Below are 26,252 nucleotides of genomic sequence, written 5' to 3'. Positions count from 1 at the left end.
GCACGCATCGTGTCCAGCTCACCCCGCTCGGCCCGAACCGCGTCGCCGTCCCGGCGGGCCCGCCGCCTGCTGCGCCTCGCCCTCGGCCGCCGCCGCGCCGTCCGGCGCCGTGACCCGCTCGCCCGCCCCGTCGACCGGGCCCGCAGCCGCGCCTGGCTGGTCGCCGCGCTCGCCCTGGTCGTCGGCCTGGCCGGCGTCGTCACCGCCGCCGTCCTCGGCTGCCGTGCCGCCGGGCGCACCGCCGAGGCCGAACGCGGGCGCCTGCACCGCACCGAGGCGCTCGTGCTCGGCAAGCTGCGCACCGAGGACACCGGCGCCGGCCGTTGGAGCGGCGGCTACCAGAAGCGCGCCGAGACCTCGGTCTCCTGGACGGCGCCCGACGGCCTCGCCCGCACCGGCACCGTGGAGGTCCCGCGCACCGTCGCCACCGGCTCCACCGTCGTGCTGTGGCTCGACGCCGACGGCCTGCCCGTCACGGCCCCGGCGACCCCGATCGGGCTGGCCGTCGGCGCCGTCTGCACCGGGCTGGCGGGCGCGGCCACCCTTGCCGCGCTGATCGGCGGTGTGCTCGCGCTGCGGCTGCGCGTCCTGGACCGCCGAGCGGACCGCGCCTGGGAGAGGTCCTGGGCCCGCTGGGAGCCCCTCTGGTCGGGGCGCGCCAGCCAGCCGCAGGACGACTGACCCCCCGTCGGCCCGCGGAACGCGGGACACGGAACGCGGGGCACGGGACACGGAACACCGGAACACCGAACGAGGAGCGCTGTTGTTCACCACCGACCGGCTGACCGCCCGGCTCTGGGAGCACACCGACGCCGAGCGCGCGTACGACCTGTACGCGCGGTGGGAGGTCGCGCGGTGGCTGGGCGCCGCGCCGCGGGCGCTGGAGTCGCCCGCCGAGGTGCCGGCCATGATCGACCGCTGGCGGGCGCGTTCGGCCGATCCCCGGTACGGCGTCTGGGCGCTGGAACGGCGGGACACCGGGGTGGTGGCCGGTTCGGTGCTGCTGCTGCCGCTGCCGGACGAGGACGGCAGCGGCAACGGCGAGGTCGAGGTCGGCTGGCACCTCCACCCCGACTCCTGGGGCCGGGGCTACGCCACCGAGGCCGCCCGCGCCGCCCTCGCCAAGGGCTTCGCCGACGGCCTCACGGAGATCCACGCCGTCGTGCGCCCCGGCAACGACCGCTCCGCCGCCGTCTGCCGCCGCCTCGGCATGACCCACCGGGGCCGCACCAGCCGCTGGTACGGCGCCGAGTTCGACGCCTTCCTCGCCACCCCGGACCGGTAGGCCGGTCCACGGACCCCCGGCTCCCCCGCACCCGACCGGCGGTCAGGGGGCGCCGCCGGGGCGGGCCCAGGGCGCGGCCGGGTGGCGGGAGGCGCGGTGGGTGAGGGCGGCCACCGCGAGCAGCAGCACGAGGGCCGCGGCGAGGGCGACGGCGACGGTGGTGTGCAGCACGAGGACGGCGCCGAGCAGGGCGCCCGCGAACATCCAGGCGGCGGAGGCGACGCGGCGGACACCGGTGCGGTCGGCGGCCAGCGCGGTGAGCGTCATGGTCAGCACGGTGGTCGTCAGGTCCGGCACCTTCAGCGCCCGGACGACGGCGTTCTGCAGCCCCATCGCGGCGCCCAGCACCCCGATCAGGGTGTACCGCACCGGGTCGGCGGTGTGCCCGAAGGCCGCGGCGAAGGCGGTGCAGGCGGCGAGCAGCACGGACTGCGCGGCGACCGTGGCGACCAGCAGCCGCCCGCGGTGGTCCGGACGGCGCCCGGCGAGCCGGCCGCCCGCCAGCGCGCCCGCGAGGAAGGCGGCGAGGGCGGCGAGCGAGGCCGTCGCGGACAGCCCCGGCGCGCCGGCCAGGGCGAAGCCGAGGAAGACCACGTTGCCGGTCATGTTGGCGACGAAGACGTGCCCGAGGGCGAGGTAGCTCACCGCGTCGACCAGTCCGGTGACCACGGTGAGCACCAGCAGCATCGGCACCAGCGGACCGTGCCGGGGGTCACCGAACGGCCGGGCCGGCCGAGTCACCGTCACCATCGCACCAGCCTAACCGGGCCCGGCCGGCGGGGCCCGACGGTGTCGTCGGGCCCCGCCGGCGGGCCGGGCCGGGGCCGGGCGGTCAGACGGCGAGCGCCGGGCGGTGGTGGTCCAGCCAGAGCGCCAGGTCGACGACCCGCTCCAGCCGCAGCCGGTGGCCCCACTCCAGCTGGTCGGCCGGCGTGTCCAGGCTGCTCTTGATCACCGTCTCGTCGGCGATGTCGCGCACGTGCGGCGCGTCCAGCGCCTCGCGGGCGAGCCGCTGCAGACCGCTGTTGTAGTCGGCGTGATGGGTGGCCGGGTAGTGGTTCTTCGGCCGCCAGAGCACCGAGTCGGGGGCGATGCCCTGGCCGGCGGCGCGCAGCAGGCTCTTCTCGCGGCCGTCGTAGTTCTTCATCGCCCAGGGGGTGTTGAACGCGTACTCGACCAGCCGGTGGTCGCAGTAGGGCACCCGCACCTCCAGGCCCTGGGCCATCGAGAGCCGGTCCTTGCGGTGCAGCAGCTGGCGCAGCCAGCGGGTCAGCGACAGGTGCTGCATCTCGCGCTGCCGGTGCTCGGCCGGGCTCTCGCCGTCGGCGTGCGGGACGGCGGCGAGCGAGCTGCGGTAGGTGTCGTCGCGGAACTCGGCGATCCGCAGGTGGGCGGCGAGGTCGGGGTTGATCGGCATGGCCGCCTCGTCGCCGGTGACGAGCAGCCAGGGGAAGGTCTGCGCGGCGAGCGCCTTGGGGTTGTGGAACCACGGGTAGCCGCCGAACACCTCGTCGGCCGCCTCGCCGGAGAGCGCGACCGTCGAGTGCTTGCGGATCTCGCCGAACAGCAGGTAGAGCGAGGTGTCCATGTCGCCGACGCCGATCGGCGAGTCCCGGGAGACGACGACGGCCCGCCGGTTCTCCAGGTCGAGCAGGGTGCGCGGGTCGAGCACCACGGTGGAGTGCTCGCTGCCGATGAACGCGCCGGCCTCGGCGGCGTACGGGGTGTCGTGGCCGGTGCGCAGCACGTCGCCGGTGAACTGCTCGGCCTGGTCGCTGTAGTCGACGGCGTAGGAGCGCAGCTTGGCCTGCGGGCCCTCCTGGACGCGCAGTTCGTCGGCGACCAGGGCGGTCACGATGGTGGAGTCGAGGCCGCCGGAGAGCAGGCTGCACAGCGGCACGTCCGCCTCCAGCTGGGCGCGGGCGGCGCGGTTGACCAGTTCGTTGATCCGCTCCTTGGTGGCGTCCAGGTCCTCGGTGTGCGGGCGTGCGGTGAGCTCCCAGTAGCGGTGCTCGCGGATGCCCGCGCGGTCGAGGACGAGCAGCCCGCCGGGGTGCACCTCCCGCACGCCCGCCCAGACGGTGGGGCCGGTGTTGAAGAGCAGGCTGTAGGCCTCGCGCAGCCCGTCGGCGTCGACGGTGGGGGTGATGCCGGGGTGGGCGAACAGCGCCTTCGGCTCGGAGCCGAAGACCAGGCCGCCGTCGACCTCGGCCCAGAACAGCGGCTTGACGCCGAGCCGGTCGCGGACCAGCAGCAGGCGCTCCTCGCGCTCGTCCCAGACGGCGAAGGCGTACATGCCCTCCAGCCGCTCGACGAGGGCGTCGCCCCACTCCTGGTAGGCGCGCAGCACCACCTCGGTGTCGCTGCGGGTCTCGAAGCGGTGGCCCCGGGCGCGCAGTTCGGCGCGCAGTTCGTGGTGGTTGTAGACCTCGCCGCTGTAGGTGAGGACGGCGGCCGGTTCGTCGGCGCGGTCGGGCATCGGCTGGGCGCCGCCCTCGATGTCGATGACCGCGAGGCGGCGGTGGCCGAGGGCGGCGTGACGGCCGAGCCAGACTCCGCCGGCGTCGGGGCCGCGCAGGGTCATGGTGGCGGTCATCGCCTCGATGACGGGGGCGCTGTGGCGGACGTCCTGGTGGAAGGACACCCAGCCGGTGATTCCGCACATGCGCGAGCACTCCTTGGACGAGCAGACGATCGGATCCGGTCCAGCAGTCGGACAAGCGGGGGCGGTGGTTCCACGGATTCGGACACATTTCCGGCCACGTCGCAGCGGCGCCACCCGGCGGACGGCCCGGGCGGGCGCCTGTGGTCCGCGGTCCCGGAGCGGCTGCGGCCGGCTCGGCGGCCGCTGTCGGCCTGCTGCTGTCGGCCTGGCGCCCATGACCGGCGTCCGGGCCGCGCGGCGCGGAGTAACGCCCGGCGGCCTGGGTAGCCGCGCGGCATGAACGTGACGCACGCGAACCGGCCACGGGCCGGAGAACCCGTCCGCACACCCGGGGGCAGGGCGCCGGACCGCCGGTGGCTCGGCATCTACCTCAACGACCACCTGGCCGGCGCGACGGCCGGCCTGGCGCTGTGCCGCCGGGCCGAGCGGGCCCACCGGCAGGACCCGCTCGGCCCGGACCTGCGCCGGCTGACCCGGGAGATCGCCGAGGACCGCCGGTCCCTGCTGGACCTGATCCACCGGCTCGGCCTGCCGGTGCGGCGGCACAAGGCCGCCGCGGGCTGGCTCGGGGAGAAGGCGGGCCGCCTCAAGCCCAACGGCCGCCTGCTGAGACGCTCGCCGCTCAGCGACGTCCTGGAGCTGGAGGCGCTGGGCATGGGGATCCAGGGCAAGGCCATGCTCTGGCGGACGCTGCTGCGGCTCGACGGGGGACGGCCGGCGCCGTCCGGCCCCGCCCCGATCGACCCCGGCCGCCTGGAGCGGCTCGCCGAACGCGCCGCGCGCCAGGCCGGCGAGGTCGACGCCCTGCGCAGCGCCGCCGCACTGGAGGTCCTCGGCCGGCCCCGCCCCTGACCCGGCACCCCTGGCACCCCCGGTACCCGCGGCCCCCGGCCGGTTCCGGGGCGGCCACGGCTCGGGGCCGCACGGCGCCCACGCAGGGCATGACGTCGATCGCCGGCACCTGGGCGTTCTCGCCGGTGCGCGGGGCGTGGATCGCCCCGCCCCCCTTCTTCTGATGACGCCCGCTGTTCCGCAAGCCGACCACCGCGCACCGCCCACCGCACAACGGCGTTGCAACCGGGTGCAGAGCGAGGGAAAGGTCACACCGTCCGCCTCTCCTGCGCCCCCGTTCACGGGCGCTACCCTGCGTGGCATGACGGTCCCGCCCGAAAGGCTTCCCCTGGCCGCCGAGTTCCCGGCCGCCCACCGCGAGCAGTGGCAGACCCTCGTCGAGGGTGTGCTGCGCAAGTCGGGGGCGCAGCCCGAGGACGGCGCAGCGGCCGAGCACGCGCTCAGCACCGCCCTCCAGGACGGGCTGCGCGCCCGCCCGCTGTACACCGCCGAGGACGCCCCCGCCGACCCGGGCCTGCCCGGCTTCCCGCCGTTCGTGCGCGGCGCCCGCCCGCAGGGCGCCTCGATCGCGGGCTGGGACGTCCGCCAGCGGCACCGCGACCCCGATCCGCGCCGCACCAACGAAGCGGTGCTGGCCGATCTGGAGCACGGCGGCGGCTCGCTCTGGCTGGAGCTGGGCGGCGACGGCCTGCCGGTCACCGCCCTGGGCGAGGCGCTCACCGGCGTCTACCTGGACCTCGCCGGGGTGGTGCTCGACGCGGGCGCCGAATTCCCCGAGGCCGCCGCGCAGTTGTTCAAGCTGTACCGGGAGCGCGAGGTCTCCCCCGGCTCCGCCGCCGGCACCCTGGGCGCCGACCCGCTGGGCCTGCAGGCCCGCACCGGCGACGCCGCGCGCACCGACGCGCTGCTCGCCGAGGCCGCCGCGCTCGCCGCCCGCTGCGCCGAGGGCTTCCCCGGCCTGCGGGCGCTGGCCGTCGACGCGCTGCCGTACCACGAGGCCGGCGCCTCGCCCACGCAGGAGCTGGGCGCCTCGCTGGCCACCGGCGTCGCCTACCTGCGCGCGCTGACCGGCGCCGGGCTGCCGGTGGACGCCGCGCTCGGCCAGCTGGAGTTCCGCTACGCCGCGGACGCCGACCAGTTCCTGACGATCGCCAAGTTCCGTGCCGCGCGCCGTCTCTGGGCCCGGGTCGCACAGGCCTGCGGCGCCTCCCCGGCCGCCTCGGCGCAGCGTCAGCACGCCGTCACCTCCACGGTGATGATGACCGCCCGCGACCCGTGGGTGAACATGCTGCGCACCACGATCGCCTGTCTGGCCGCCGGTGTCGGCGGGGCGGACGCGGTCACCGTGCTGCCGTTCGACGCCGCGCTCGGCCTGCCGGACGCCTTCGCCCGCCGGATCGCCCGCAACACCCAGGCGATCCTGCTGGAGGAGTCGCACCTGGCCCGGGTGGTCGACCCGGCCGGCGGCTCCTGGTACGTGGAGCGGCTGACCGACGAACTCGCGCACGCCGCCTGGGCGTGGTTCCAGGAGATCGAGCGGGCCGGCGGCCAGCGCGCCGCGCTGGAGTCGGGCCTGGTCGGCGAGCGGATCGCGGCCACCTGGGCGGAGCGCTCGGTGCGGCTCGCCAAGCGGCGCGAACCGGTCACCGGCGTCAGCGAGTTCCCGAACCTCGGCGAACCGGCGCTGGTCCGCGAGCCGGCCCCGGCCGGCCCCGGCGGCGGGCTGCCGACGGTGCGCCGGGCCGAGGCCTTCGAGGCGCTGCGCGACCGCTCGGACGCGCACCTCGCGGCCACCGGAGCGCGGCCCGCGCTGTTCCTGGCCTCGATCGGCACCGCCGCCGCGCACACCGCGCGCACCACCTTCGCCGCCAACCTGTTCCAGGCCGGCGGGATCGCCACCACCGCCCACGAGGGCACCGAACCCGCGGCGTTCGCCGAGGCGTTCGCCGCGAGCGGCGCCGCGGTGGCCTGCCTCTGCTCCAGCGACGCGCTCTACGGCGAGCACGCCGAGGCCGTCGCCGCCGCGCTGCGGGCGGCCGGTGCCCGGCAGGTGCTGCTGGCCGGGCGGCCGGGCGCGACGCCGCCCGCGGGCGTGGACGCGTTCGTCTTCGCCGGCGGCGACGCGGTCGCCGTCCTGACCTCCCTGCTCGACCAGCTCGACGTGCCCGAGCCGGTCGCCGTGCCCGACGCGATCGGAGTGGCCCGATGATCCCCGACTTCACCACGGTCGCCCTGGACGGCGCCGCCCCGGACGCCCCGGCGGAGGCCGCCGCGGGCGTCACCGGCGCCCAGTGGCGCGCCGCCTGGCGCGAGGCCACCGGCAAGGACGTCGACGAGCAGCTCTGGGACACCCCCGAGGGCATCGGCGTCAAGCCGCTGTACACCGCCGAGGACCTCGCGGGCCTGGACTTCCTGGGCACCTACCCGGGCATCGCCCCCTACCTGCGCGGCCCGTACCCGACGATGTACGTCAACCAGCCGTGGACGGTGCGCCAGTACGCGGGCTTCTCCACCGCCGAGGAGTCCAACGCCTTCTACCGCCGCAACCTGGCGGCCGGCCAGAAGGGCCTGTCGGTCGCGTTCGACCTGCCGACCCACCGCGGCTACGACAGCGACCACCCGCGCGTCACCGGCGACGTCGGCATGGCGGGCGTGGCGATCGACTCGATCTACGACATGCGCCAGCTGTTCGACGGCATCCCGCTGGACCGGATGTCGGTGTCGATGACGATGAACGGCGCGGTGCTGCCCGTCCTCGCGCTGTACATCGTGGCCGCCGAGGAGCAGGGCGTACCGCCCGAGAAGCTGGCCGGGACCATCCAGAACGACATCCTCAAGGAGTTCATGGTCCGCAACACCTACATCTACCCGCCGCAGCCGTCGATGCGGATCATCTCGGACATCTTCGCGTACACCTCGCAGAAGATGCCCCGGTACAACTCGATCTCCATCTCCGGCTACCACATCCAGGAGGCCGGGGCCACCGCCGACCTGGAGCTGGCCTACACCCTGGCCGACGGCGTGGAGTACCTGCGGGCCGGGCTGGACGTCGGGCTGGACGTGGACGCGTTCGCCCCGCGGCTGTCGTTCTTCTGGGCGATCGGCATGAACTTCTTCATGGAGGTCGCCAAGCTGCGCGCGGCCCGGCTGCTCTGGGCCAAGCTGGTCAAGCAGTTCGACCCGAAGAACCCCAAGTCGCTGTCGCTGCGCACCCATTCGCAGACCTCCGGCTGGTCGCTCACCGCGCAGGACGTGTTCAACAACGTCACCCGCACCTGCGTGGAGGCGATGGCCGCCACCCAGGGCCACACCCAGTCGCTGCACACCAACGCGCTGGACGAGGCGCTGGCGCTGCCGACCGACTTCTCCGCCCGGATCGCCCGCAACACCCAGCTGCTGCTCCAGCAGGAGTCCGGCACCTGCCGGGTCATCGACCCGTGGGGCGGCTCGGCGTACGTCGAGAAGCTGACCAACGACCTGGCGAACCGCGCCTGGCAGCACATCCAGGAGGTCGAGGCGGCCGGCGGCATGGCCAAGGCGATCGACGCGGGCATCCCCAAGCTGCGCGTCGAGGAGGCCGCCGCCCGCACCCAGGCGCGCATCGACTCCGGCCGCCAGCCGGTGATCGGCGTCAACAAGTACCGGGTGGAGAGCGACGAGCAGATCGAGGTGCTCAAGGTCGACAACTCCGCGGTGCGCGCCCGCCAGATCGAGAAGCTGCGCCGGCTGCGCGAGGAGCGCGACGAGTCCGCCACCCGCGCCGCGCTGGACGCGCTGACCCGGGCCGCCGGGGCCGGGCCCGCGCGCGGCGGTTTGCTGGACGGCAACCTGCTGCACCTGGCGGTGAACGCGGCCCGCGCCAAGGCCACCGTCGGCGAGATCTCGGACGCCCTGGAGAAGGTGTACGGCCGCCACTCCGGCCAGATCCGTACCATCTCGGGTGTGTACCGAGACGAAGCGGGCCCGTCGGCCCCCCTGCAGCGCACCCGGGAGCTGGTCGAGCGGTTCGAGCAGGCCGAGGGCCGCCGACCGCGCATCCTGGTCGCCAAGATGGGCCAGGACGGCCACGACCGCGGCCAGAAGGTGATCGCCACCGCCTTCGCCGACCTGGGCTTCACCGTGGACGTCGGCCCGCTGTTCCAGACCCCGGCCGAGGTGGCCCGCCAGGCCGTCGAGGCGGACGTCCACATCGTCGGCGTCTCCTCGCTGGCCGCCGGTCACCTCACCCTGGTGCCCGCGCTGCGCGCCGAGCTGGCCGAGGCGGGCCGGGAGGACATCACCATCGTGGTCGGCGGGGTGATCCCCCCGCAGGACTTCGACGCGCTGTACGAGGCGGGCGCCGCGGCGGTCTTCCCGCCCGGCACGGTGATCCCGGAGGCCGCCTACGACCTGCTGAAGTCGCTCGCCGCCGGCCTCGGCCACGAGCTCTGAGGCGCTGAGCGGATGGCGCCCCGGACGATCGACCTCGACAGTTACGCGACGGGTGTGCGGGAGGGCTCGCGCGCGTACATCGCGCGGGCCATCACCCTCGTCGAGTCCACCCGGCCGGACCACCGCGCGCTGGCGCAGCAGCTGCTGACGATGCTGCTGCCGCACGCGGGCGGTGCGGTGCGGGTGGGCATCACCGGGGTGCCCGGAGTCGGCAAGTCGACTTTCATCGACTCCTTCGGCACCATGCTCACCGGGCTCGGGCACCGGGTCGCGGTGCTGGCCGTCGACCCGACGTCCAGCCGCACCGGAGGCTCGATCCTGGGCGACAAGACCCGGATGGAGCGGCTGGCGGTCGACCCGCACGCGTTCGTCCGGCCGTCACCGACCTCCGGCACGCTCGGCGGGGTGGCCAAGGCCACCCGGGAGTCGATGCTGGTGATGGAGGCGGCCGGCTACGACGTGGTGCTGGTGGAGACGGTCGGCGTCGGCCAGTCGGAGACCACGGTGGCGGGGATGGTCGACTCCTTCCTGCTGCTGTCGCTGGCCCGCACCGGGGACCAGCTGCAGGGCATCAAGAAGGGCGTGCTGGAGCTCGCCGACGTCATCGCGGTCAACAAGGCGGACGGCCCGCACGAGAGGGACGCCAAGGGCGCCGCCCGGGAGCTGGCGGGCGCGCTGCGGCTGCTCCAGGCCCCGGACGCCCCGTGGACGCCGCCGGTGCTGACCTGCTCCGGGCGCGACGGCGCCGGTCTGGACACCGTCTGGGAGCGGCTCCAGCAGCACCGCAAGGTGCTGGACGCGACCGGCGCGCTGGCCGCCAAGCGGCGCGAGCAGCAGGTGGAGTGGACCTGGGCGATGGTGCACGACCAGCTGCTCGCCCGGCTGCACGCCCACCCGGACGTGGTCCGCCTCGTCCCGGACCTGGAGCGGCGGGTGCGCGACGGCGAACTCACCGCCACCCTCGCGGCGGACCGCATCCTGGACGCCTTCGGCCTGAGCTGAGCCGCTACGCCGCCGCGAGACCCGGCGCCGTGCCCCACCCGTGCGTGGGGCACGGCGCTTCGTGTTGTTCGGGGAACTCGAACCACACCACCTTGCCGTCCTGTTGTGGACACCACCCCCAAGCCTCGGCCAGCGCCTCCACCAGCACCAGCCCCCGCCCGCCGGTCGCTTCGGCCCGGCGCTCCCGCCGCGGGAGCGCGGGGCACCGGTCGGCCACCTCCACCCGAAGCCGCCCCGACCGCCGCAGCACGGTCACGACACACCGGTCGTTGACATGAAGCAACGCATTGGCGATCACTTCACTTGCGCACAGCTCCAGGTCCTCGAAGGCCTCGGCCGAGAGCGGCACCCCCCACTCCCGCACGATCGCCCCCACCAGCCACCGCGCCCCCGGCACCGCCTCCGGCCCCGGCGGCATCCCCCATTCCAACGGAACCGGAAATCGCGCAGTGTTGAGCGGACTGACGATCACTGGGTCTCCATCTGGTCGCGAGTCGACAATTCAGCACCATGCCGCATCGTTCGGCTTTCACCACCACCGTCCGAATGGCTGACATCAAGTCAACGCGGGTACACCGGCCGGGAGAACCGGCGAAGCTGGTCCAGGCGTTGAACCGGTTGAACGAAGGACGGGATCGCGATGGCCCACCGACAGCGCACACCGAACACCGAACTTGCCGCACTCATGCAGCAGGCAAAGTGGGGCAACGACCAGCTTGCCCGGGCCGTGAATCGCACCGGGAGTGAGGCGAGACTCCGACTGAACTACGACAAGTCGGCGATCTCGCACTGGCTCTCCGGTACTCGGCCTCGGGCCGACGTACAGGAAGTCGTCCGGGAGACGTTCTCGCGTCGGCTCGGACGACCGGTGACACCCGAGGAGACGGGCTTCCGGCCCGATGCCGGGCCGGCGGACAGCCGAGGAGTGTTGTCCGACCTGATGTCGATCGGAAAGGCCGACATGGACCCGTCCCGCCGCGGTGTGCTCGCCTCCGGACTCTACTCGCTCGCCCTGACGCTGCCGGTGTTCGACGACACCGCCGAGCGGATCACCCATGCCGCTGCAGGCCGCACCGTGCGCGTCGGCAAGGCCGAGGCCGAGACCGTCCGGACGATGACGGACCGGATCGCCGGCATTCTCGACGAACTCGGCGCCGCCCACGCCCGCCCGATGGCGGCGGCGTTCCTGGTCAACTCGGTCGGACCCTGGCTCCAAGCGTCCGGCCCCACGGAGGTGAAAGCCGAACTGCTGTCGGCCGCAGCCGATCTGACGTACCTCACCGGCTGGATGGCGATGTATGAGACTGCCCACGGTCTCGGACAGAGGTACTACATCCAGGCCCTCAAGCTCGCACGTGAGGCCCAGGACCATGTGACGTACTGCCGCACCTTGCGCGGCATGGCGCTCCAGGCGTCCAACCTCGGCCACGGTCCGAAGACGCTGGAGCTGGCCGACTCGGCCGCCGAAGCCGCTCCGGCCTCCGGTCCGCGACTGCGGGCCTTCCTCACCGGCCAACAGGCGCATGGCGCTGCCATGGTGAAGGACCAGCGGCAGGCCTTCGCGCGCCTCGCCGAGACCGAGACCGCGCTGGCCCGGGCCGAGGGTCGCAACGACGCCGTCGGCGGCTACGACCAGGCCGCCTACCACTTCCACGTCTCGCACGTGCTGTACGAACTCGGTGACCTCCCAGGAGCCATCAAAGAACTCCAGCTGTCCAACCGAACCCGCCCCGCCAACGAGAAGCAGGGCCGCGTGCACGGGACCGGTCTGTTGGCCCGTCGTCAGATGGAACTCGGGCACATCGAGGCCGCCTGCACCACCTGGGACGCCTTCCTGGACGACTACGTCACGATCAGTTCTGTCCGTGGCGACGAGCATTTCCGCGCCCTGAACAATGCTCTCCCAGCGCACCTCTCCACCCGCGCGGTCCGCCAGCTCCTCCAACGCACCCGGGAGGTCGCTCGCCAGAAGGCCGCGTGAGCCGCGGGATTCGGTCCTGTCGTGCGCTTCGTCGCCCACGACGCGGCAGCAGCGCGCGCCTTCGATCGACTGGCGGCGGAAGCTCTCGAAGGAATCCGCGCCAAGGAGCCGAGCCCCCTCGTCTCTGCCAACCACGCAGTACCGAACGAGCTCAACGTTGATCTTTTGTGAGTTGTTCGCGGACCGCGCAGCGTTCGAGCGGCACGAACGCCAGCCCCACGCACGCCGGCTCCTGGCCGAGCGGAGCCGTCACCGAGAATCGTTCGAGGTGACGTTCCTGGACGAGATCTCCGGCAACGGCACGTCCGACGGCGCGGCTGCCCGGTAGATCCTGAAGAGCGGCAGGCGTTCGGCGTCCGGGTCGCCCACCCATCGACTGCCTCCTCCGGGCCGAGGAACTGGCACCGGAGAGCATCCGAAGCCACCTGGCGGCTCGGGCCACGATCCGCGAGCTCATCGTCGCCGGTCCTAGCGCACCGCCGGAGCTGGTGAAGCTCGCCGAGCGGGCCAACGCGAAGGAGTGTTGGACGGACAGCCCATCCCGGTGGCGAGCGGATGAGAGGCTCCCGGCCGGTGCGCACCGGCCGGGAGCCCTCCGCTACCTGCCCTGCCCTGGGTCAGGCGTGTGCGGGTGCTTCACCCTGCAGCAGGGGTCAGGCGCGCTTGGCGTCCGCGAAGCGGGCCGAGACGTCCTGCCAGTTGACGACGTCCCACAGGCGGGTGACGTAGTCCGGGCGGACGTTCTTGTACTGCAGGTAGTAGGCGTGCTCCCAGGCGTCGAAGGCGAGCAGCGGGGTGGTGCCCTGGCCGACGTTGCCGTGGTGGTCGTAGACCTGCTCGACGATCAGGCGGCCGCCGAGCGGCTCCCAGGAGAGGATGCCCCAGCCCGAGCCCTGGACGCCGGTGGTGGCGTTGGTGAGCTGCTTCTTGAAGGCCTCGAAGCTGCCGAAGTGCTCGGTGATGGCGTCGGCCAGCTCGCCCTCGGGACGGTCGCCGCCCTCCGGGGAGAGGTTCTGCCAGAACAGCGAGTGCAGCACGTGGCCGGAGAGGTGGAAGGCGAAGGTCTTCTGCAGGCCCACCAGACCGCCGAACTGCTCCTTGTCGCGCGCCTCGGCCAGCTGCTCCAGGGTGTCGTTGGCGCCCTTGACGTACGCGGCGTGGTGCTTGGAGTGGTGCAGCTCCAGGATTTCCGCGGACATCGCGCGCTCCAGCGCGGAGTAGTCGTACGGCAGGTCGGGAAGCGAGTAGGTGCCCATCAGGACACGGCCCCTTTCGGCGAGTTCAACGTGACGATCGTGCCGGGTCAACACTATTGCGTATGAGTTGCAGGAACGCACAAGGGGCTCCTGCATATTCCCCACGGCGAGTCGGGCACAATGGTCGTCGGCCTCTGTAATGAGCGACAAGGGTGAGTGACCATGACCGACACGCCGGTGGTGCTGGGCATCGAGTCGTCCTGCGACGAGACCGGCGCGGGCCTGGTGCGCGGCAGCGTGCTGCTCGGGCAGGCGGTGGCCTCCTCGATGGACGAGCACGCCCGCTACGGCGGCGTGGTGCCCGAGATCGCCTCGCGGGCGCACCTGCACGCGATGGCACCGGTGGTCGGCGAGGCACTGGACCGGGCCGGGCTCACCCTCGCCGACGTCGGCGCCGTCGCGGTGACGACCGGTCCGGGCCTGGCCGGGGCGCTCCAGGTCGGCGTGGCGGCGGCCAAGGCGTACGCCTTCTCGCTCGGCGTCCCGCTCTACGGCGTGCACCACCTGGCCGGACACGTGGCCGCCGCGACGCTGGACGGCGGGCCGCTGCCCGACCCCTGCGTGGTCCTCATCGTCTCCGGCGGCCACACCTCGCTGCTGCTGGTGCGCGACCTGGCCCGCGATCCGATCGTCCACCTCGGCGACACCCTGGACGACGCGGCCGGCGAGTGCTTCGACAAGGTCGCCCGGATCCTGCGCCTGCCCTACCCCGGCGGGCCCGCCATCGACCGGGCCGCCCGCGAGGGCGACCGGCGCGCGGTGCGCTTCCCGCGCCCCTTGAGCGGCCCGGCCGACCCCCCGTACGCCTTCTCCTTCTCCGGCCTCAAGACCGCCGCCGCCCGCTGGGTGGAGGCGCAGCGGGCGGCCGGCGCCGAGCCGCACGTCCCGGACGCGGCCGCCGCGCTCCAGGAGGCGATCGCCGACGTGCTGACCCGCAAGGCCGTCAGGGCCTGCCTGGACCACGGGATCGGCACGCTGGTGGTGGTCGGCGGGGTGGCCGCCAACTCGCGGGTGCGGGAGCTGGCCGAGCGGCGCTGCGCCTCGGCCGGGATCGCGCTGCGGGTGCCCCCGCTGCGGCTGTGCACGGACAACGGGGCGATGATCGCGGCCGTCGGCGACCTGCTGGTGCGCGCGGGCGCCGCACCGGCCCCGGCGGACCTGTCGGTCGACCCGTCGGCGCCGCTGGAGTTCGCGGCGCTCACCCCGGCGGTGCGGCGGGCCGCCTGACAACGTTTCGGTTGCGGCGATCAGATTTTCAGTCCGGGGCCTTCCCGGGGCACTGTGACGTGTGCCATTTTACATGTCACACATCGAGAGGCCGCGCCCCCCATACCGCGGCCCCGAACGGCCCCGGAGGCCCCCACAGATGCGTCCCTCCCGGATATCAACGGCCACCGCGCGCAGGCTCCCCGCGCTCGGCGCCGCCTTCTTCATCGCCCTCGGGCTGTTCACCCCGCAGAGCCAGGCCGCCCCCGTCGGCGCCACGGCCCCGGCGGGCACCAGCGCCGCCTCGTCGACGCCGCGCTCCATCCCGGTGCCCAAGTCGCCCGACGCCAGGAGCACCAGCCCCTTCAAGCTCTCCGCCCAGGACGGCGCCGAGGCGAACACCCCGCCGGCCGCCCCGGCCACCGCGCCGGCCAAGGCCGCCAAGGGCTTCTCAGCCGCCGCCGCCGACCCCTGTCCCGACCTCTCCGGAGTGATCAACGCCACGGGCAGCGCGCTGATCCAGCAGCTCAAGGCCCTGCCGCGGGTCGACTGTACCTACCCGCTGTTCAACCTCACCGGCGACAGCGTGAAGGCCTTCCGCGAGGCCAACATGGTGACCGTCGCCAACGCCCTGCGCGACGCCTCCCCCGCCTACCCGGGCGACAACAGCACCAACATCGGCCAGCTGGTCCTGTTCCTGCGCGCCGGCTACTACGTGCAGTGGAAGTACCCGGCCGGCGTCGGCGCCTACAGCCCGTCGGTGAACGGCGCGACCGGCGCCGCGCTGGACGCCTTCTTCGCCTCCCCGCACGGCAAGGACGTCACCGACGCCAACGGCGCGCTCCTCGTCGAGGTCGTCAAGGTGATCGGCCAGAGCGACACCCTCGGCCGCGAGGCCGGCGTGTTCAAGTGGCTGCTCTCCGCCTACAACGGCAGCTGGCCCGCCCAGATGACCAACGCCGCGGCGGAGTTCGACTGGGTCCTCAAGGACGCCTACGAGTCCAAGACCGACGCCGCGGGCTGGAAGGCCGCCCTCAAGGCCGACCCCTCCCTGCTCACCACCTGGTCCGGCTTCATCACCCGCAACGACTCGCAGCTCAACCGCTGGGACGTCGTCAGCAACATCGGCCGCTACCTCGGCTACGCCTTGCAGGTGCCGGAGCTCAGGACCTCGCTGCGGCCGGTCCTCAAGGACCTGATCAACCGCTACCCGAACGTCGGCCCCACCGCCCCGATCACCATGAACCTGGGCTGGGCCACCCGCCAGTTCGACAAGGGCAACTGCGCGGCCTACGGCATCTGCGACCTCGGCACCCGCCTCATGCCGGTGATCCTGCCGATCCAGCGCGTCTGCAACGACGGCCTGAAGATCAAGGCCCAGGACATGTCGCCCGGCCAGCTGGACAGCACCTGCACCAGCCTGATCAACCAGGACGCCTACTTCCACAAGATCATCGGTGACAAGGGCGCCATCCCGGGCGACGTGAACACCAACTTGGAGGTCGTCGCCTTCGACGACTACGACCAGTACTCGCTGTACGCCTGGGCCTTCTACGACATCGACGTCGACAACGGCGGCATGTACGAGGAGGGCAACCCCGCGGTGCCCGGCAACCAGGCGCGCTTCATCGCCCACGAGGCGTCCTGGCTGCGGCCGTCGTTCTCGATCTGGAACCTCAACCACGAGTACACCCACTACCTCGACGGCCGCTACAACATGGCCGGCGACTTCGAGGCCAGCCAGACCACCCCGACCATCTGGTGGGTCGAGGGCATCGCGGAGAACATCTCCTACGGCTACCGCAACGAGCGCAACACCGACGCGATCAACGAGGCGGCCAAGAAGACCTACAAGCTCAGCGAGCTGTTCGACACCGTCTACGGCCAGACCGCCGATGCCGACGAGAACTCCAACCGCGTCTACCGCTGGGGCTGGCTGGCCACGCGCTACATGCTCCAGGAGCACCGCTCCGACATGGACGCCATCCTCACCAAGTACCGCGCCGGTGACTGGAACGGCGCCCGCACCATCCTGAAGCAGACCATCGGCACCCGTTACGACGCCGGCTTCGACGCCTGGCTGACCAAGTGCGCCACCAACGACTGCGGCCCGCTGCCGGAGGCGCCCACCGGTCCGGTCACCCCGACCACCCCGGTCTGCACCATCGCCGACCCGCGCCAGTTCGACAACAACTGCCGCCGTGACAACCTCACCGCCACCACCGGCAACTACAGCTACCACTTCGTCAACCTGCCGGCCGGCGTCAAGCAGCTGACCCTCACCAGCAGCGGCGGCACCGGCAACGCCGACCTCTACTACGGCGGCTCCACCTGGGCCACCACCGGCAACGCGCTGGCCAAGTCCACCAACGCCGGCAACGGCGAGACGCTGACCATCACCAACCCGCCCTCCGGCTGGGTCTACTTCAGCCTCGCCGCGCAGCAGGACTTCGCCGGGGTCACCCTCTCCGTCCAGTACCAGTAGCACCGGGCAGCACACCTAGCACCGGGTGCCACACCTGGCACCGCACAGAACACCCAGCACCGCACAGAACATCTAGCGGTGCACAGAACGCCTAGCACCACCCGAACACGAGGGCCCCGCCGGTGTGCGTCCGGCGGGGCCCTCCGTCGTACCACCGCTCCACGACGACCGGACAGGACCGCCCGCCGGCCCCGGCTACAGCTGGGCCTCCGGGGGGAGGCGGTGGACGCCGGGCAGGTGGGAGTCGAGTTCGCCGGGCTCGAAGCGGCACATGCCGACGGCGTGCCAGAACTCGCCGGCCACGTCGCCCTCGCACTTGTAGGCACCGGAGGGCAGCAGGGTGGCCCAGCCGTCGGGAGCGCCGAGGAGGGTCGCGAGGGGGGTGGGGCTGCCGTCGGCGGGAACGCGCCAGAGGCGGACCGTGCCGTCCTCGCCGCCGCTGGCGAGCAGTGAGCCGTCCGGGCTGAAGGTGACGGCGAGGATCCGGCCGGTGTGGCCGCGCAGACCGGCGAGCTCGGTGCCGGCGACCGGGTCCCAGATCCGCACCACCCGGTCGTCGCCGGCGGTGGCGAGCAGCGGGCGGCGGGGGTGGGCGGCGGCGGTCCACAGCCGGCCGACGTGGCCGGTGAGGCGGTGGCGCACGGCGCGCCCGGCCCAGATGATCGCGGTGCCGTCCCAGGAGACGCTGGCCAGCCAGGTGCTGTCGGGCGAGGGTGCGACGGCGTACACCCGGTCGGTGTGGCCGTCGAGTTCGGCCTCGACCCGCCCGCCGGCGATGTCGGAGATGCGCACCTTGGCGTCGTCGCAGCCGGTGAGCAGCTGCCGCCCGTCCGGGCTGAAGGCGATGGAGCGGACCCGGCCGCGGTGTTCGCGCAGGGTGGTGAGGTGGGCGCCGGTGCGGCGGTACCAGATGCGGACGGTGTCGTCGTCGTTGGCGGTGGCGACCAGGACGCCGTCGGCGCTGAACGCCTCCGCCCAGACGTGTTCGGTCTCGACGTCCATCTCGCGCAGGTACTCGCCGGTGCGGGCGTTCCACAGGCACAGGTCGCCGTCGTTGGTGGCGGTGGCCAGCACGGCTTCCTCGGGGCTGAACACGGCGGAGACCAGCCGGCTGCTGCGGCCGGACAGTTCGCGCAGCCGGCGGCCGGTGGAGGGTTCCCAGAGCCGGACCGCGCCGTCGTTGCCGCCGGCGGCGAGCAGGGTGCCGTCTCCGCTGAAGGTGAGCGAGCCGATCCGCCGGCCGTGGCCGCGCAGGAGTTGGCGGCTGCGACCGCTGGAGGGGTCCCAGAGCCGGACCCGGCCGTCGTTGCCGCCGGTGACGAGCAGCGGGTCGCTCTCGGCGCCGCCGCGGCCGGCGCCGGGCCGGAAGCGGCAGGCCCACACCGAGCCGCGGTGCTCGGGCGGCTGGCGGCGCAGTGGCACGATCTCGCGGCCGCCGGTCACCCCGACAGTGCCGGTGCCCTCGGCGGCGCCGACCCGCCAGACGCGGACGCCGCCGTCGCTGTCGCTGGCCGCGAAGCGGGTGCCGGCCTCGTCGAAGGTGACCTGGTAGATCTTGCCGGTGGAGTCCTCGGCCCGGCCGGCGGGGGTGCCGTCGAGGGGGTTCCAGAAGCGGATCTCGCCTTCGGTGTCGCCGCTGGCGAGCAGGTCGCCGTCGGGGTGGAAGGCGAGGGTGTAGATGCGTCCGGTGTGGCCGGGCATGCTGTGGCGCAGCCGGCGGCCGGCCGCCTCCCAGATGCGCACGGTGCCGCCGGTGCCGTCGTCGGGTCCGCCGTCGGCGGTGGCGATCAGGGTGCCGTCGGGGCTGAACGCGGAGCGGTAGACGGTGCCGCGGTGGCCGGGCAGGACGGCGAGGCGGCGGCCGTGGGCGGTCGACCACAGCCGGGCGCCGCCGCCCTGGTCCCCGGTGACGATCATGGTGCCGTCGGGGTTGAACACGGCGGTGTAGACGGGTGCGGCGTGGCCGGGCAGGTGGTGGAGGGGTTCGCCGGTGGCGGTGTCCCAGAGGGTGACGACGCCGTTGAGGTCGCCGGTGGCGACCATCCGGCCGTCGGGGGCGAGGGAGACCGGCCAGACGCCGCCGGGGTGGACGTCGAGGCGGTGGCGGCATTCGCCGGAGACGGGGTCCCAGAGCCGGACGGTGCCGTCGGCGCTGCCGGTGGCGAGGGTGTCGCCGGCGAACTTGACGGCGTAGACGCGTCCGATGTGGTCCTTGAGGGTGCGCAGCGCGGTGCCGGTGACGGCGTCGCAGACGAGGACGCTGCCGTCCTCGGAGCCGACGGCGAGCAGGTGGCCGTCGCGGCTGAAGGCGACGGGTTCGGGCAGGCGGGTGGAGCGGACGTCGAAGCCGTAGGGGACGCCGACCTCGGAGGGGCTGAAGCCGGCCTCGACGGGCAGGCCGGGGGCGATGGCGGCGGCGCGCAGTTCGGGGGCGGCGAGCACGTTGTCGTCGGTGACGGCGGAGATGAGGGCGGCGCGCTGCCAGCGGCTGCCGCGCAGTTTGGTGCCGCGCAGGTCGGTGCGGATCAGCCGGGCGCCGTGCAGGTCGGCGAAGCGCAGGTCGGCGCCGGAGAGGTCGGCGGAGTCGAGGCGGGCGCCGGCGAGGCGGGCGCCGCGCAGGTCGGCGCCGGAGAGGTTGGCGCCGAGCAGCCGGGCGCCGCGCAGGTCGGCGCCGAAGAGGTCGACGCCGGACAGGTCGCGGTGGGAGAGGTCCTCGCCGGCGAGGGTGGCGCCGCGCAGGTCGGTGTGGGCGGGCACCCGGAGGCGGTCGAGGACCTTGACGGCGTTGAGCCGGGCGGCTTCGGTGGCGGGTTCGGCGGCGTCCAGGACGGAGCGGGCCCACTGCTGGCAGACGTGGTGGTCGGCGAGGTCGCAGAGGAACTCGACGGCGAGGCGGCTGAGCGGGCCGCGGGCGAGCAGGGTGGCGTCGCCGCCCCGCAGTGCCTCGGCGGCGGCGCGGGCGACCAGCCATTCGACCACGGAGCCGTGGATGAAGTGGAACATGCCTTCGTCGGAGCGGACCAGGAGGCTGCCGGAGCCGACGGCGTGGGCGACCTGCGGGGTGGGCATGCGGTTCTCGGCGAGGCCGCTGAGGACGCCGGCGATGTCGACGATCTCGTCGAGCGGGATGGAGGTGCGGCCGCTCTCCCACAGGCGCAGCGCGAGCAGGGTGACGGCCTGCCAGAGCTGGTCGAGGTGCAGGCCGGGGGCGGCGCCGGGGCCGCCGTGGCCGCGTTGTTCCTCGAAGCGCAGCCAGGCGGTGAAGACTTCCTGGTAGAGGCCGGCGGCGCTGAGTGCGCGGCCGGCGCCGGCGACGGCGCGCAGCCGGTCGTGGTCGAGGTCGGCGACGAAGCTGAGCAGGCGGGGGTTGCGGCACAGGGCGAGGAGGTCGGGGATGCCTTCGAGCAGGCGCATGCGGCGGTCGGCGGCCTCCTGGTCGCCGTAGCGGTTGCCGAGGTAGCCGCGGATCTGGTGGGGGGTGAAGTCCTGGACGGCGATGAGGCGGCGTTGCGGGAGCAGGCCGACGCGTTCGCCGAGTGCGGTGAGGACCTGTTCGTGGGAGCTGAAGTGCTGGGTGCGGCTGGTGACGACGATCTTGGCGTTGTCGACGGCGGCGTCGAGGAGGACCTGGAGGTGGTCGGCGGCGCGTTCGTAGCTGACGCGGTTGACGAGTTCGTCGAAGCCGTCGAAGAGCAGGACGATGCGGCCCTGGCGCAGCATGTAGCGGAAGGCGCGCAGGTCGAGGGTGTCGATGCCGTGTTCGGTGAGGTGGGCGGCGACCAGGCCGTCCAGCGAGTGGGCCTTGTCGAGTGCGCTGAGTTCGATGAACAGCGGGGACAGGTGCGGGAGTTCGGCGGGCAGCCGGCGGGCGAGCTCGCGCAGGGCGAAGGTCTTGCCGCGGCCGAAGTCGCCGAGGAGCAGGACGAAGCGGCCGTGGTCGGAGTCGAGGAGGCGCAGCAGTTCCTCGACGAGGCCGTCGCGTTCCTCGGCGCCGGGGCGTTCGGCGTCGCGGTAGCGCTGGGGCAGGTAGAGGCCGGGGTGGTACTGGCTGTCGGTGGCGAGGCGTTCGGTCTGGGCGGCGACGTGGCCGCGCAGGTCGAGCAGGCCCTGGAACTCCAGGAAGCTGCGCAGCCTGACGCCGCGGCGGCGGGCGCGGTCGCGCAGTTCGCGTGCGGGCGGGGGGCCGTCGTGGACGAGTTCGGCGTCGAGGGTGGTGCCGTCGGCGTGCACCGCGTCGGCGAAGCGTTCGACCTCTTCCTCGGTGGGGGTGCCGACGCAGGCGGCGACGCGTTGCTGGCGGACCAGTCCGGATTCGGCCCAGGTGACGAAGAGTTGGGCGGTGGTGCCGGCGACGGGGCGGATCTGGGCGCCGGGGTGGCGGGTGCGGCAGACTTCGGCGACCCGGGCGAGGAGGGCTTCCTCGGGGGTGGCGAGGGCGCGGGCCTCGTGGTCGGTGGCGGCGGGTTCGCGGACCTCGTCGAGTTGTGGCGGGCCGGCCTGGGGGGCGGGTTCGGGGGCGGGGAAGGCGCGGGCGGCGCGGCGCCAGGGGATGGTGAGGCGTTGGTGTCCGGTGGCGGGGGCGGGCCAGCGGGTGAGGCCGTCGCGGGTGAGCCGCAGCAGGTGGTGGGCGCCGGGGGCGGCGGCGGCGAGCAGGGGCAGGTCGCCGGCGGAGGTGGTGAGGGCGAGCGGGGTGGTGCGGCCGTCGCCGGGGCCGTGGAGCAGCAGGTGGAGGCGGGGTGCGGTGAGGCGGGTGAACCGGTCGGCGTCGCGCAGGGGTGCGGTGGCCGGGTCGTGGGGGGCGCGGGCGGGGGCGGGGTCGGCGGGGCGTGCGCCGGAGCCCGGGGTGACCGGGTGGCGTACGGCGCCGATCCGCAGCCAGCCGTCGTTCTCGTAGGGGCGCAGTGCCTGGGCGAACCAGGCGGCCTGTTCGGGGCCGAGCCAGCCGTAGTGGTCCTCGGGCCGGTGGGTCCAGGCCATGGAGGAGTTGAGGGCGGCGACGACGGTGCCGAGTTCGGGGACGGGGAAGAGGGTCCAGGGCTGGGCGCTGTCGAAGACGATGTCCAGGCCCTGGTAGAACTCCTGGAAGAGGCGGGCGTAGTGGCGCCATTTGGGCCAGTAGGGCGGGGCGGGGCGCAGTTCGTCGGCTTCGCAGGTGGCGAAGTAGGCGCGGGAGGCGGCCTGGCTGACGTCCTGGCCGCCGGGCAGGACGGCGACGCGGTGCGGTTCGAGGCCGAGCAGGGCGCGGATGCCGGTGAGGAAGGTGAGGGCCTGCTCGCATTCGCGGGGGCTGCCGGAGGCGGTGAGGTCGCCGGTGACGACGACGAGTTCGGGGGCGGGGGCGCCGGCGTCGGCGAGTTCGACGAGGTCGCCCCAGATGGCGGCCTGGAGGGCGACGGGGTCGTGGCCGCTGCCGAAGGCGGGGCCGGCGAGGTGGAGGACGGTGACGGCCTCGCGTCCGCCGGGGCGGGCGGCGGCCTGGGGGTATTCGGGCCGGACGGTGGGGCGGCGGCGTCCGGCGCGGCCGGTGCCGGCGGCCTGGCGCGGGGCGGGGACGGGGTTCTGGGCCTGGAGCGGGCCTCCGGGCGGGGGGCCGGCGGGGCCGGGGCCGGTGCCGCCGTTGTTGTGGCTGTTGCCGTTGCCACTGCCGTTGCCGCTGCCACTGCCGTTGCCGTTGCCGGGGTAGCCGGGGACGAGGTCGGGCCGGGCCCGGCCTTCCAGCGCCTGGCCGACCCGGGTGAGCAGCAGGTCACGGGCGCGGGCGGGTTCGGTCACGCCGACGAGGTCGATGTAGGTGAGGGTGGCGAGCAGGCCGTCCACCGGGATGTCCTCGATCCGGACGGTCAGCAGCCGCCGTTCCGGGGCGTCGGGGTCGGCCCGCAGGGCGGCCTGCCACTCCATCCGGCCGTAGCGCGAACGCTCGTAGTTGCGCGAGAGCAGTGCGATGACGGCGGCGGACTCGGTCACGCCGCGGTCCATGAAGTCGACGAAGTTGGTGCCGGGTACGAAGTCCCAGGCCTGGAGCAGGGCGCGGTAGCCCGCCTCCTCCAGCGTCCAGGCGATCCAGGCCGCCCAGCGTTCGTCGGCCGGCGAGTAGCTGATGAAGAAGTCGATCGGCCCGGGGCCACCCGGGGTCGCGTCAAGAGCCCCCATGGGAGGAGCTTATGACCGATCCGGACCGGCTCAACCCTCTTTCGCCGCAACGGATCCGGGTGGTTTCCGGACGCGGCCCGCCGTACGTGTGAACGGACGGCGTCCTTCCGTGCGACCCTCGGCCTCGACCGGCCACCCCTCGTGTGCGACCCTGACGTCCGTGTTCGCGTACTGGCCCGCCGCCGCCAAGCGGCTTCACCCCCTGGACCTGCTGGCCGCGGGGCTCCTCGCCTGCGGCCTGCTCCTCCTCGCCACCGGTCTGCTGCCGACGGACTCCGCCGGGGCGGCCGTCGAACGGATCGCCCCCCTGCTGGCGTTCCTCGGCTCGGTGATCGTGCTCGCCGAACTGACGAGCGCCGCCGGGGTGTTCGACGTGGTGGCGGCCTGGGTGGCGCGGGCCGGCCGGGGCAGCTACCCCGCGCTGTTCCTGCTGTGCGTCGCCTTCGCCGCGCTCACCACCACGGTGCTCAACCTGGACACCACCGCGGTGCTGCTCACCCCGGTCATGCTGGCGCTGGCCGCCCGGGTGGGCATCGCCCCGCTGCCGCTGGCGATGACCACGGTCTGGCTGGCCAACACGGCGAGCCTGCTGCTGCCGGTCTCCAACCTCACCAATCTGCTGGCCGCCGACCGGGTCGCGCTCTCCCCCGCCGGCCTGGCCCGTGCCATGTGGGCGCCGCAGCTCGCCGCCCTGCTGGTCACCATGGCCTGCCTGTGGGGCTTCTACTGGCGGCGCGGACGGCGCGGCGCGGCCGTCTACACCCCGCCCGAGCCGCACCGGCCCGGGGACCGGGTGCTGTTCCGGATCTGCGCGCTGGCCTGCACCGGGTTCCTGGCGGCCAGCCTGGCGGCGGTCGTCCCGCTGTGGGCCGCCTCGGGGGCGGCCGCGGCGGTGGTGGTCGCGGCGTTCGCGGTGCGCCGCCCGCAGGCGCTGCGGCCCTCGCTGGTGCCGTGGCGGCTGCTGGTGATGGTGCCCGGCATGTTCCTGGTGGTGCAGACCGTGGACGCGCACGGGCTGCACCGGCTGCTGGCCGACGCCGTCGGCGCCGACGGCGGCACGCTCGGCCTCTTCCGGGCCTCGGCGGTCGGCGCGGGCCTGTCGAACCTGCTGAACAACCTGCCGGTGTACCTGGCGGGCGAGGCCGCGGTGCCGGAGGGCAACCACACCCAGCTGCTCGCCCTGCTGATCGGCACCAACGTCGGCCCGCTGGTGACCCCGTGGGCCTCGCTGGCGACCCTGCTCTGGTACGAGCGCTGCCGCTCGGCGGGCCTGCGGGTGCCGTTGCGCGGGGTGGCGGCGACCAGCGCGGTGCTGGCGGTCGGCGCGGTGGCGCTGGCGACGGCGGCGCTGGCCCTGACCGGATGAGCCCGGCCGGGCTCGGCCCGGGCGGCCCTACCCCCGCGCGGCCCTACCCCGGCGCGGCGCCGGCGACGAGCCCGAGCAGGTACGGCAGCACCTCGGGGCGGGCGGCGACGTAGCCGCGGTCGGTGTCCGGCCGCCCGATCCGGGGGACGAAGGGTCCGCCGTCCAGCGCGCGCACCTCCACGCCGGCCTCGGTGGCGAGCAGGACGCCGGCCGGCAGGTCGATCTCCTCCGCCCGGTAGCCGACGAAGCCGTCGATCAGCCCGCAGGCCAGCAGCGACCAGGTGAGCAGCGGCGCCCACAGCTGGAGCACCCGGCGCGCACCGCTCTCCAGGCCGTCCTTGAGCGCCTTCGCCACCGGGTCGCCGGGCGCCAGGCCGTGGCCCTGGGTCCAGCCGATCACCGGGCGGGCGGCGGCGGCCGGGCGCCGCGGGGTCCGCAGCCGCCCGGCCGGGCCGTACGCCCCGGCGCCGTGCACCGCGCGCCAGGTGCGGCCGGCCACCGGGTCGTGCACCACCCCGAGCACCGGCTCGTCGTCCACGCACAGTGCGATGCCGACCACGTAGGCGGGCAGGCCGATCACCACGTTGTTGCTGCCGTCCAGCGGGTCGACCAGCCAGGTGCGCCGGGCCCCGGGCGCACCCGGGCGCCCGCCGCCCTCCTCGGCGAGGATCCGGTCGGCGGGGAAGCGTTCGGCCAGCCGGCGGGTGAGGAGTTCCTCGGCGAGCAGGTCGAGCTCGGTGACCACGTCGCCGTGCGCGCCCTTGGTGTCCACCCGGAAGGCGCCCTGGACGCGGGCGCGCAGCAGGGCGCCCGCGTCCTCGGCGGCGCGCACCGCGACCCGGCACTCCTCGGCGTACGCCCCGGCGCCGTCACCCGGGTCCGCTGTCGTACCGTCCACCGATCCTCCTGACTGCCTCGTCGGCGATCCGGGCCGTGCGGTCCGCGTCGCACAGCCGCCGCACCACCCGGCGGGCGGCGCCGTCCACCGGTCCCAGCACCACGTCCACCGGCCCCGGCACGGTGCGCCCGAGCACGACGGTGGCGGTGGGCGTGCCGTCGGGCAGCACGGTGGCGTGGAACTCCCCCGCCCCGAGGGTGTAGGTCTCGCCGCGCCCGCTGGTCTGCTCGGCCAGCGTCCGCCAGCGCACCAGCCGCGCGGTGGGCCGCACCTCGTCCACCCCGGCGGCGGCGTCGCTGTGCACCTCGTAGGCCCGGTGGGTGGGCCGGGCGGGCTCGTCGTACACCCCGATCCGCACGTTGCCGATCCGCCCGTAGAGCACGCTGCTCTTCAGTTCCCAGCTGTGGCAGTGGATCTCCCGCTGCCCGGCGGCGGTCACCGGGTCGAACACGTGCACGCAGACGCCGAGCGCCCCGTCGCGCACCACCGGCAGGCAGTAGAACCCGAGCGGGTGGGCCACCGCCCGCAGCACCCGCGTCCCGCGCGCGACCTGCGTCAGCAGACCGCCCACCAGCGCGTCGAGACCGGGTTGTGCGGTGGTGCGCCCGGCTGCCCGGTCGAGCGTCGTGAACAGGTCGTTGCTCATCGCTCCCCCTTGCTCCCCGCCCAACATGC

At 74.1% G+C, this 26,252-nt stretch carries 18 protein-coding genes; 11 read left to right on the top strand and 7 right to left on the bottom strand.

Annotation, left to right across the window (positions count from 1 at the left end; genetic code table 11):
- The first annotated feature begins 9 nt into the window (after nucleotides 1-9).
- Both ACF1AK_RS17980 and ACF1AK_RS17975 read left to right on the top strand, forming a co-directional pair.
- A complete protein-coding gene (locus ACF1AK_RS17980) occupies nucleotides 10-681 on the top strand; it encodes a hypothetical protein (protein ID WP_391499730.1) in 672 nt (223 codons plus the stop codon).
- A gap of 82 nt (nucleotides 682-763) precedes the next feature.
- Nucleotides 764-1,285: a GNAT family N-acetyltransferase gene (locus ACF1AK_RS17975; protein WP_391499729.1), complete on the top strand. Its 522-nt coding sequence runs from the start codon at nucleotides 764-766 to the stop codon at nucleotides 1,283-1,285.
- A 42-nt stretch (nucleotides 1,286-1,327) separates the two neighbouring features.
- On the opposite strand, the gene ACF1AK_RS17970 is transcribed toward ACF1AK_RS17975, so the two are convergent.
- Together ACF1AK_RS17970 and asnB are read right to left on the bottom strand one after the other, a co-directional pair.
- On the bottom strand, nucleotides 1,328-2,035 hold the full coding sequence (locus ACF1AK_RS17970; protein WP_391499728.1) for a YoaK family protein: 708 nt from the start codon (nucleotides 2,033-2,035) through the stop codon (nucleotides 1,328-1,330).
- An 82-nt stretch (nucleotides 2,036-2,117) separates the two neighbouring features.
- Nucleotides 2,118-3,950 carry an asparagine synthase (glutamine-hydrolyzing) gene (asnB, locus tag ACF1AK_RS17965; RefSeq protein WP_391499727.1) on the bottom strand — a complete coding sequence of 611 codons (1,833 nt, stop codon included), beginning with the start codon at nucleotides 3,948-3,950 and terminating at the stop codon, nucleotides 2,118-2,120.
- 276 nt (nucleotides 3,951-4,226) lie between these two features.
- Here asnB and ACF1AK_RS17960 point away from each other — a divergent pair, with 276 nt between their 5' ends.
- The 4 genes from ACF1AK_RS17960 to meaB all read left to right on the top strand — a co-directional run bounded on the left by ACF1AK_RS17960 (nucleotide 4,227) and on the right by meaB (nucleotide 10,235).
- Nucleotides 4,227-4,802, top strand: coding sequence for a hypothetical protein (locus tag ACF1AK_RS17960; RefSeq protein WP_391499726.1), 576 nt, complete (start codon nucleotides 4,227-4,229; stop codon nucleotides 4,800-4,802).
- 301 nt (nucleotides 4,803-5,103) lie between these two features.
- Entirely contained in the window at nucleotides 5,104-7,011 is a 1,908-nt protein-coding gene (locus tag ACF1AK_RS17955; RefSeq protein WP_391499725.1) for a methylmalonyl-CoA mutase subunit beta, read from the top strand.
- Nucleotides 7,008-9,233, top strand: coding sequence for a methylmalonyl-CoA mutase (scpA, locus tag ACF1AK_RS17950; RefSeq protein WP_391499724.1), 2,226 nt, complete (start codon nucleotides 7,008-7,010; stop codon nucleotides 9,231-9,233). Before ACF1AK_RS17955 ends, scpA begins: the two co-directional genes overlap by 4 nt.
- 12 nt (nucleotides 9,234-9,245) lie before the next feature.
- Nucleotides 9,246-10,235, top strand: coding sequence for a methylmalonyl Co-A mutase-associated GTPase MeaB (gene meaB, locus ACF1AK_RS17945; protein ID WP_391499723.1), 990 nt, complete (start codon nucleotides 9,246-9,248; stop codon nucleotides 10,233-10,235).
- Between the two features lie 4 nt (nucleotides 10,236-10,239).
- Here the strand turns inward: meaB and ACF1AK_RS17940 are convergent, their stop codons facing one another.
- Nucleotides 10,240-10,707 (bottom strand): ATP-binding protein, encoded by a 468-nt coding sequence (locus ACF1AK_RS17940; protein WP_391499722.1) that lies wholly within the window; start codon nucleotides 10,705-10,707, stop codon nucleotides 10,240-10,242.
- A 168-nt stretch (nucleotides 10,708-10,875) separates the two neighbouring features.
- Here ACF1AK_RS17940 and ACF1AK_RS17935 point away from each other — a divergent pair, with 168 nt between their 5' ends.
- The gene (locus ACF1AK_RS17935) at nucleotides 10,876-12,216 is read left to right on the top strand and encodes a hypothetical protein (protein ID WP_391499721.1); all 1,341 of its coding nucleotides are present in this window, start codon (nucleotides 10,876-10,878) and stop codon (nucleotides 12,214-12,216) included.
- Nucleotides 12,217-12,237: 21 nt separating this feature from the next.
- A complete protein-coding gene (locus ACF1AK_RS17930; protein ID WP_391499720.1) occupies nucleotides 12,238-12,387 on the top strand; it encodes a hypothetical protein in 150 nt (49 codons plus the stop codon).
- A gap of 482 nt (nucleotides 12,388-12,869) precedes the next feature.
- Here the strand turns inward: ACF1AK_RS17930 and ACF1AK_RS17925 are convergent, their stop codons facing one another.
- A complete protein-coding gene (locus ACF1AK_RS17925) occupies nucleotides 12,870-13,472 on the bottom strand; it encodes a superoxide dismutase (protein WP_391499719.1) in 603 nt (200 codons plus the stop codon).
- Nucleotides 13,473-13,634: 162 nt separating this feature from the next.
- Here ACF1AK_RS17925 and tsaD point away from each other — a divergent pair, with 162 nt between their 5' ends.
- Both tsaD and ACF1AK_RS17915 read left to right on the top strand, forming a co-directional pair.
- Complete coding sequence (tsaD, locus tag ACF1AK_RS17920) at nucleotides 13,635-14,699, top strand: tRNA (adenosine(37)-N6)-threonylcarbamoyltransferase complex transferase subunit TsaD (protein WP_391499718.1); 1,065 nt, start codon at nucleotides 13,635-13,637, stop codon at nucleotides 14,697-14,699.
- A 139-nt stretch (nucleotides 14,700-14,838) separates the two neighbouring features.
- Nucleotides 14,839-17,163 carry a collagenase gene (locus ACF1AK_RS17915; protein WP_391499717.1) on the top strand — a complete coding sequence of 775 codons (2,325 nt, stop codon included), beginning with the start codon at nucleotides 14,839-14,841 and terminating at the stop codon, nucleotides 17,161-17,163.
- A gap of 195 nt (nucleotides 17,164-17,358) precedes the next feature.
- Here the strand turns inward: ACF1AK_RS17915 and ACF1AK_RS17910 are convergent, their stop codons facing one another.
- On the bottom strand, nucleotides 17,359-23,313 hold the full coding sequence (locus tag ACF1AK_RS17910; RefSeq protein ID WP_391499716.1) for a TIR domain-containing protein: 5,955 nt from the start codon (nucleotides 23,311-23,313) through the stop codon (nucleotides 17,359-17,361).
- Between the two features lie 160 nt (nucleotides 23,314-23,473).
- Here ACF1AK_RS17910 and ACF1AK_RS17905 point away from each other — a divergent pair, with 160 nt between their 5' ends.
- Nucleotides 23,474-24,679: an SLC13 family permease gene (locus tag ACF1AK_RS17905; protein ID WP_391499715.1), complete on the top strand. Its 1,206-nt coding sequence runs from the start codon at nucleotides 23,474-23,476 to the stop codon at nucleotides 24,677-24,679.
- A gap of 43 nt (nucleotides 24,680-24,722) precedes the next feature.
- Here ACF1AK_RS17905 and ACF1AK_RS17900 read toward each other — a convergent pair whose 3' ends face one another.
- Both ACF1AK_RS17900 and ACF1AK_RS17895 read right to left on the bottom strand, forming a co-directional pair.
- Nucleotides 24,723-25,577: an inositol monophosphatase family protein gene (locus ACF1AK_RS17900; protein ID WP_391499714.1), complete on the bottom strand. Its 855-nt coding sequence runs from the start codon at nucleotides 25,575-25,577 to the stop codon at nucleotides 24,723-24,725.
- The gene (locus tag ACF1AK_RS17895; protein ID WP_391499713.1) at nucleotides 25,549-26,223 is read right to left on the bottom strand and encodes a hypothetical protein; all 675 of its coding nucleotides are present in this window, start codon (nucleotides 26,221-26,223) and stop codon (nucleotides 25,549-25,551) included. The genes ACF1AK_RS17900 and ACF1AK_RS17895 overlap by 29 nt, the downstream gene beginning before the upstream one ends.
- Nucleotides 26,224-26,252 lie beyond the last annotated feature (29 nt).

The organism is Kitasatospora sp. NPDC015120, from assembly GCF_043080305.1.
Lineage (GTDB): Bacteria > Actinomycetota > Actinomycetes > Streptomycetales > Streptomycetaceae > Kitasatospora.
The sequence above is the reverse complement of the archived record's forward strand: the minus strand, read 5'-3'. Positions and strand labels throughout refer to the sequence as shown.

What these genes read in the sequence shown, in the direction of transcription:
- ACF1AK_RS17970 (WP_391499728.1), bottom strand. Translation starts at nt 2,035, where the DNA reads ATGGTGACGGTGACTCGGCCGGCCCGGCCGTTCGGTGACCCCCGGCAC.
- asnB (WP_391499727.1), bottom strand. Translation starts at nt 3,950, where the DNA reads ATGTGCGGAATCACCGGCTGGGTGTCCTTCCACCAGGACGTCCGCCAC.
- ACF1AK_RS17960 (WP_391499726.1), top strand. Translation starts at nt 4,227, where the DNA reads ATGAACGTGACGCACGCGAACCGGCCACGGGCCGGAGAACCCGTCCGC.
- ACF1AK_RS17955 (WP_391499725.1), top strand. Translation starts at nt 5,104, where the DNA reads ATGACGGTCCCGCCCGAAAGGCTTCCCCTGGCCGCCGAGTTCCCGGCC.
- scpA (WP_391499724.1), top strand. Translation starts at nt 7,008, where the DNA reads ATGATCCCCGACTTCACCACGGTCGCCCTGGACGGCGCCGCCCCGGAC.
- meaB (WP_391499723.1), top strand. Translation starts at nt 9,246, where the DNA reads ATGGCGCCCCGGACGATCGACCTCGACAGTTACGCGACGGGTGTGCGG.
- ACF1AK_RS17935 (WP_391499721.1), top strand. Translation starts at nt 10,876, where the DNA reads ATGGCCCACCGACAGCGCACACCGAACACCGAACTTGCCGCACTCATG.
- ACF1AK_RS17925 (WP_391499719.1), bottom strand. Translation starts at nt 13,472, where the DNA reads ATGGGCACCTACTCGCTTCCCGACCTGCCGTACGACTACTCCGCGCTG.
- tsaD (WP_391499718.1), top strand. Translation starts at nt 13,635, where the DNA reads ATGACCGACACGCCGGTGGTGCTGGGCATCGAGTCGTCCTGCGACGAG.
- ACF1AK_RS17915 (WP_391499717.1), top strand. Translation starts at nt 14,839, where the DNA reads ATGCGTCCCTCCCGGATATCAACGGCCACCGCGCGCAGGCTCCCCGCG.
- ACF1AK_RS17910 (WP_391499716.1), bottom strand. Translation starts at nt 23,313, where the DNA reads ATGGGGGCTCTTGACGCGACCCCGGGTGGCCCCGGGCCGATCGACTTC.
- ACF1AK_RS17895 (WP_391499713.1), bottom strand. Translation starts at nt 26,223, where the DNA reads ATGAGCAACGACCTGTTCACGACGCTCGACCGGGCAGCCGGGCGCACC.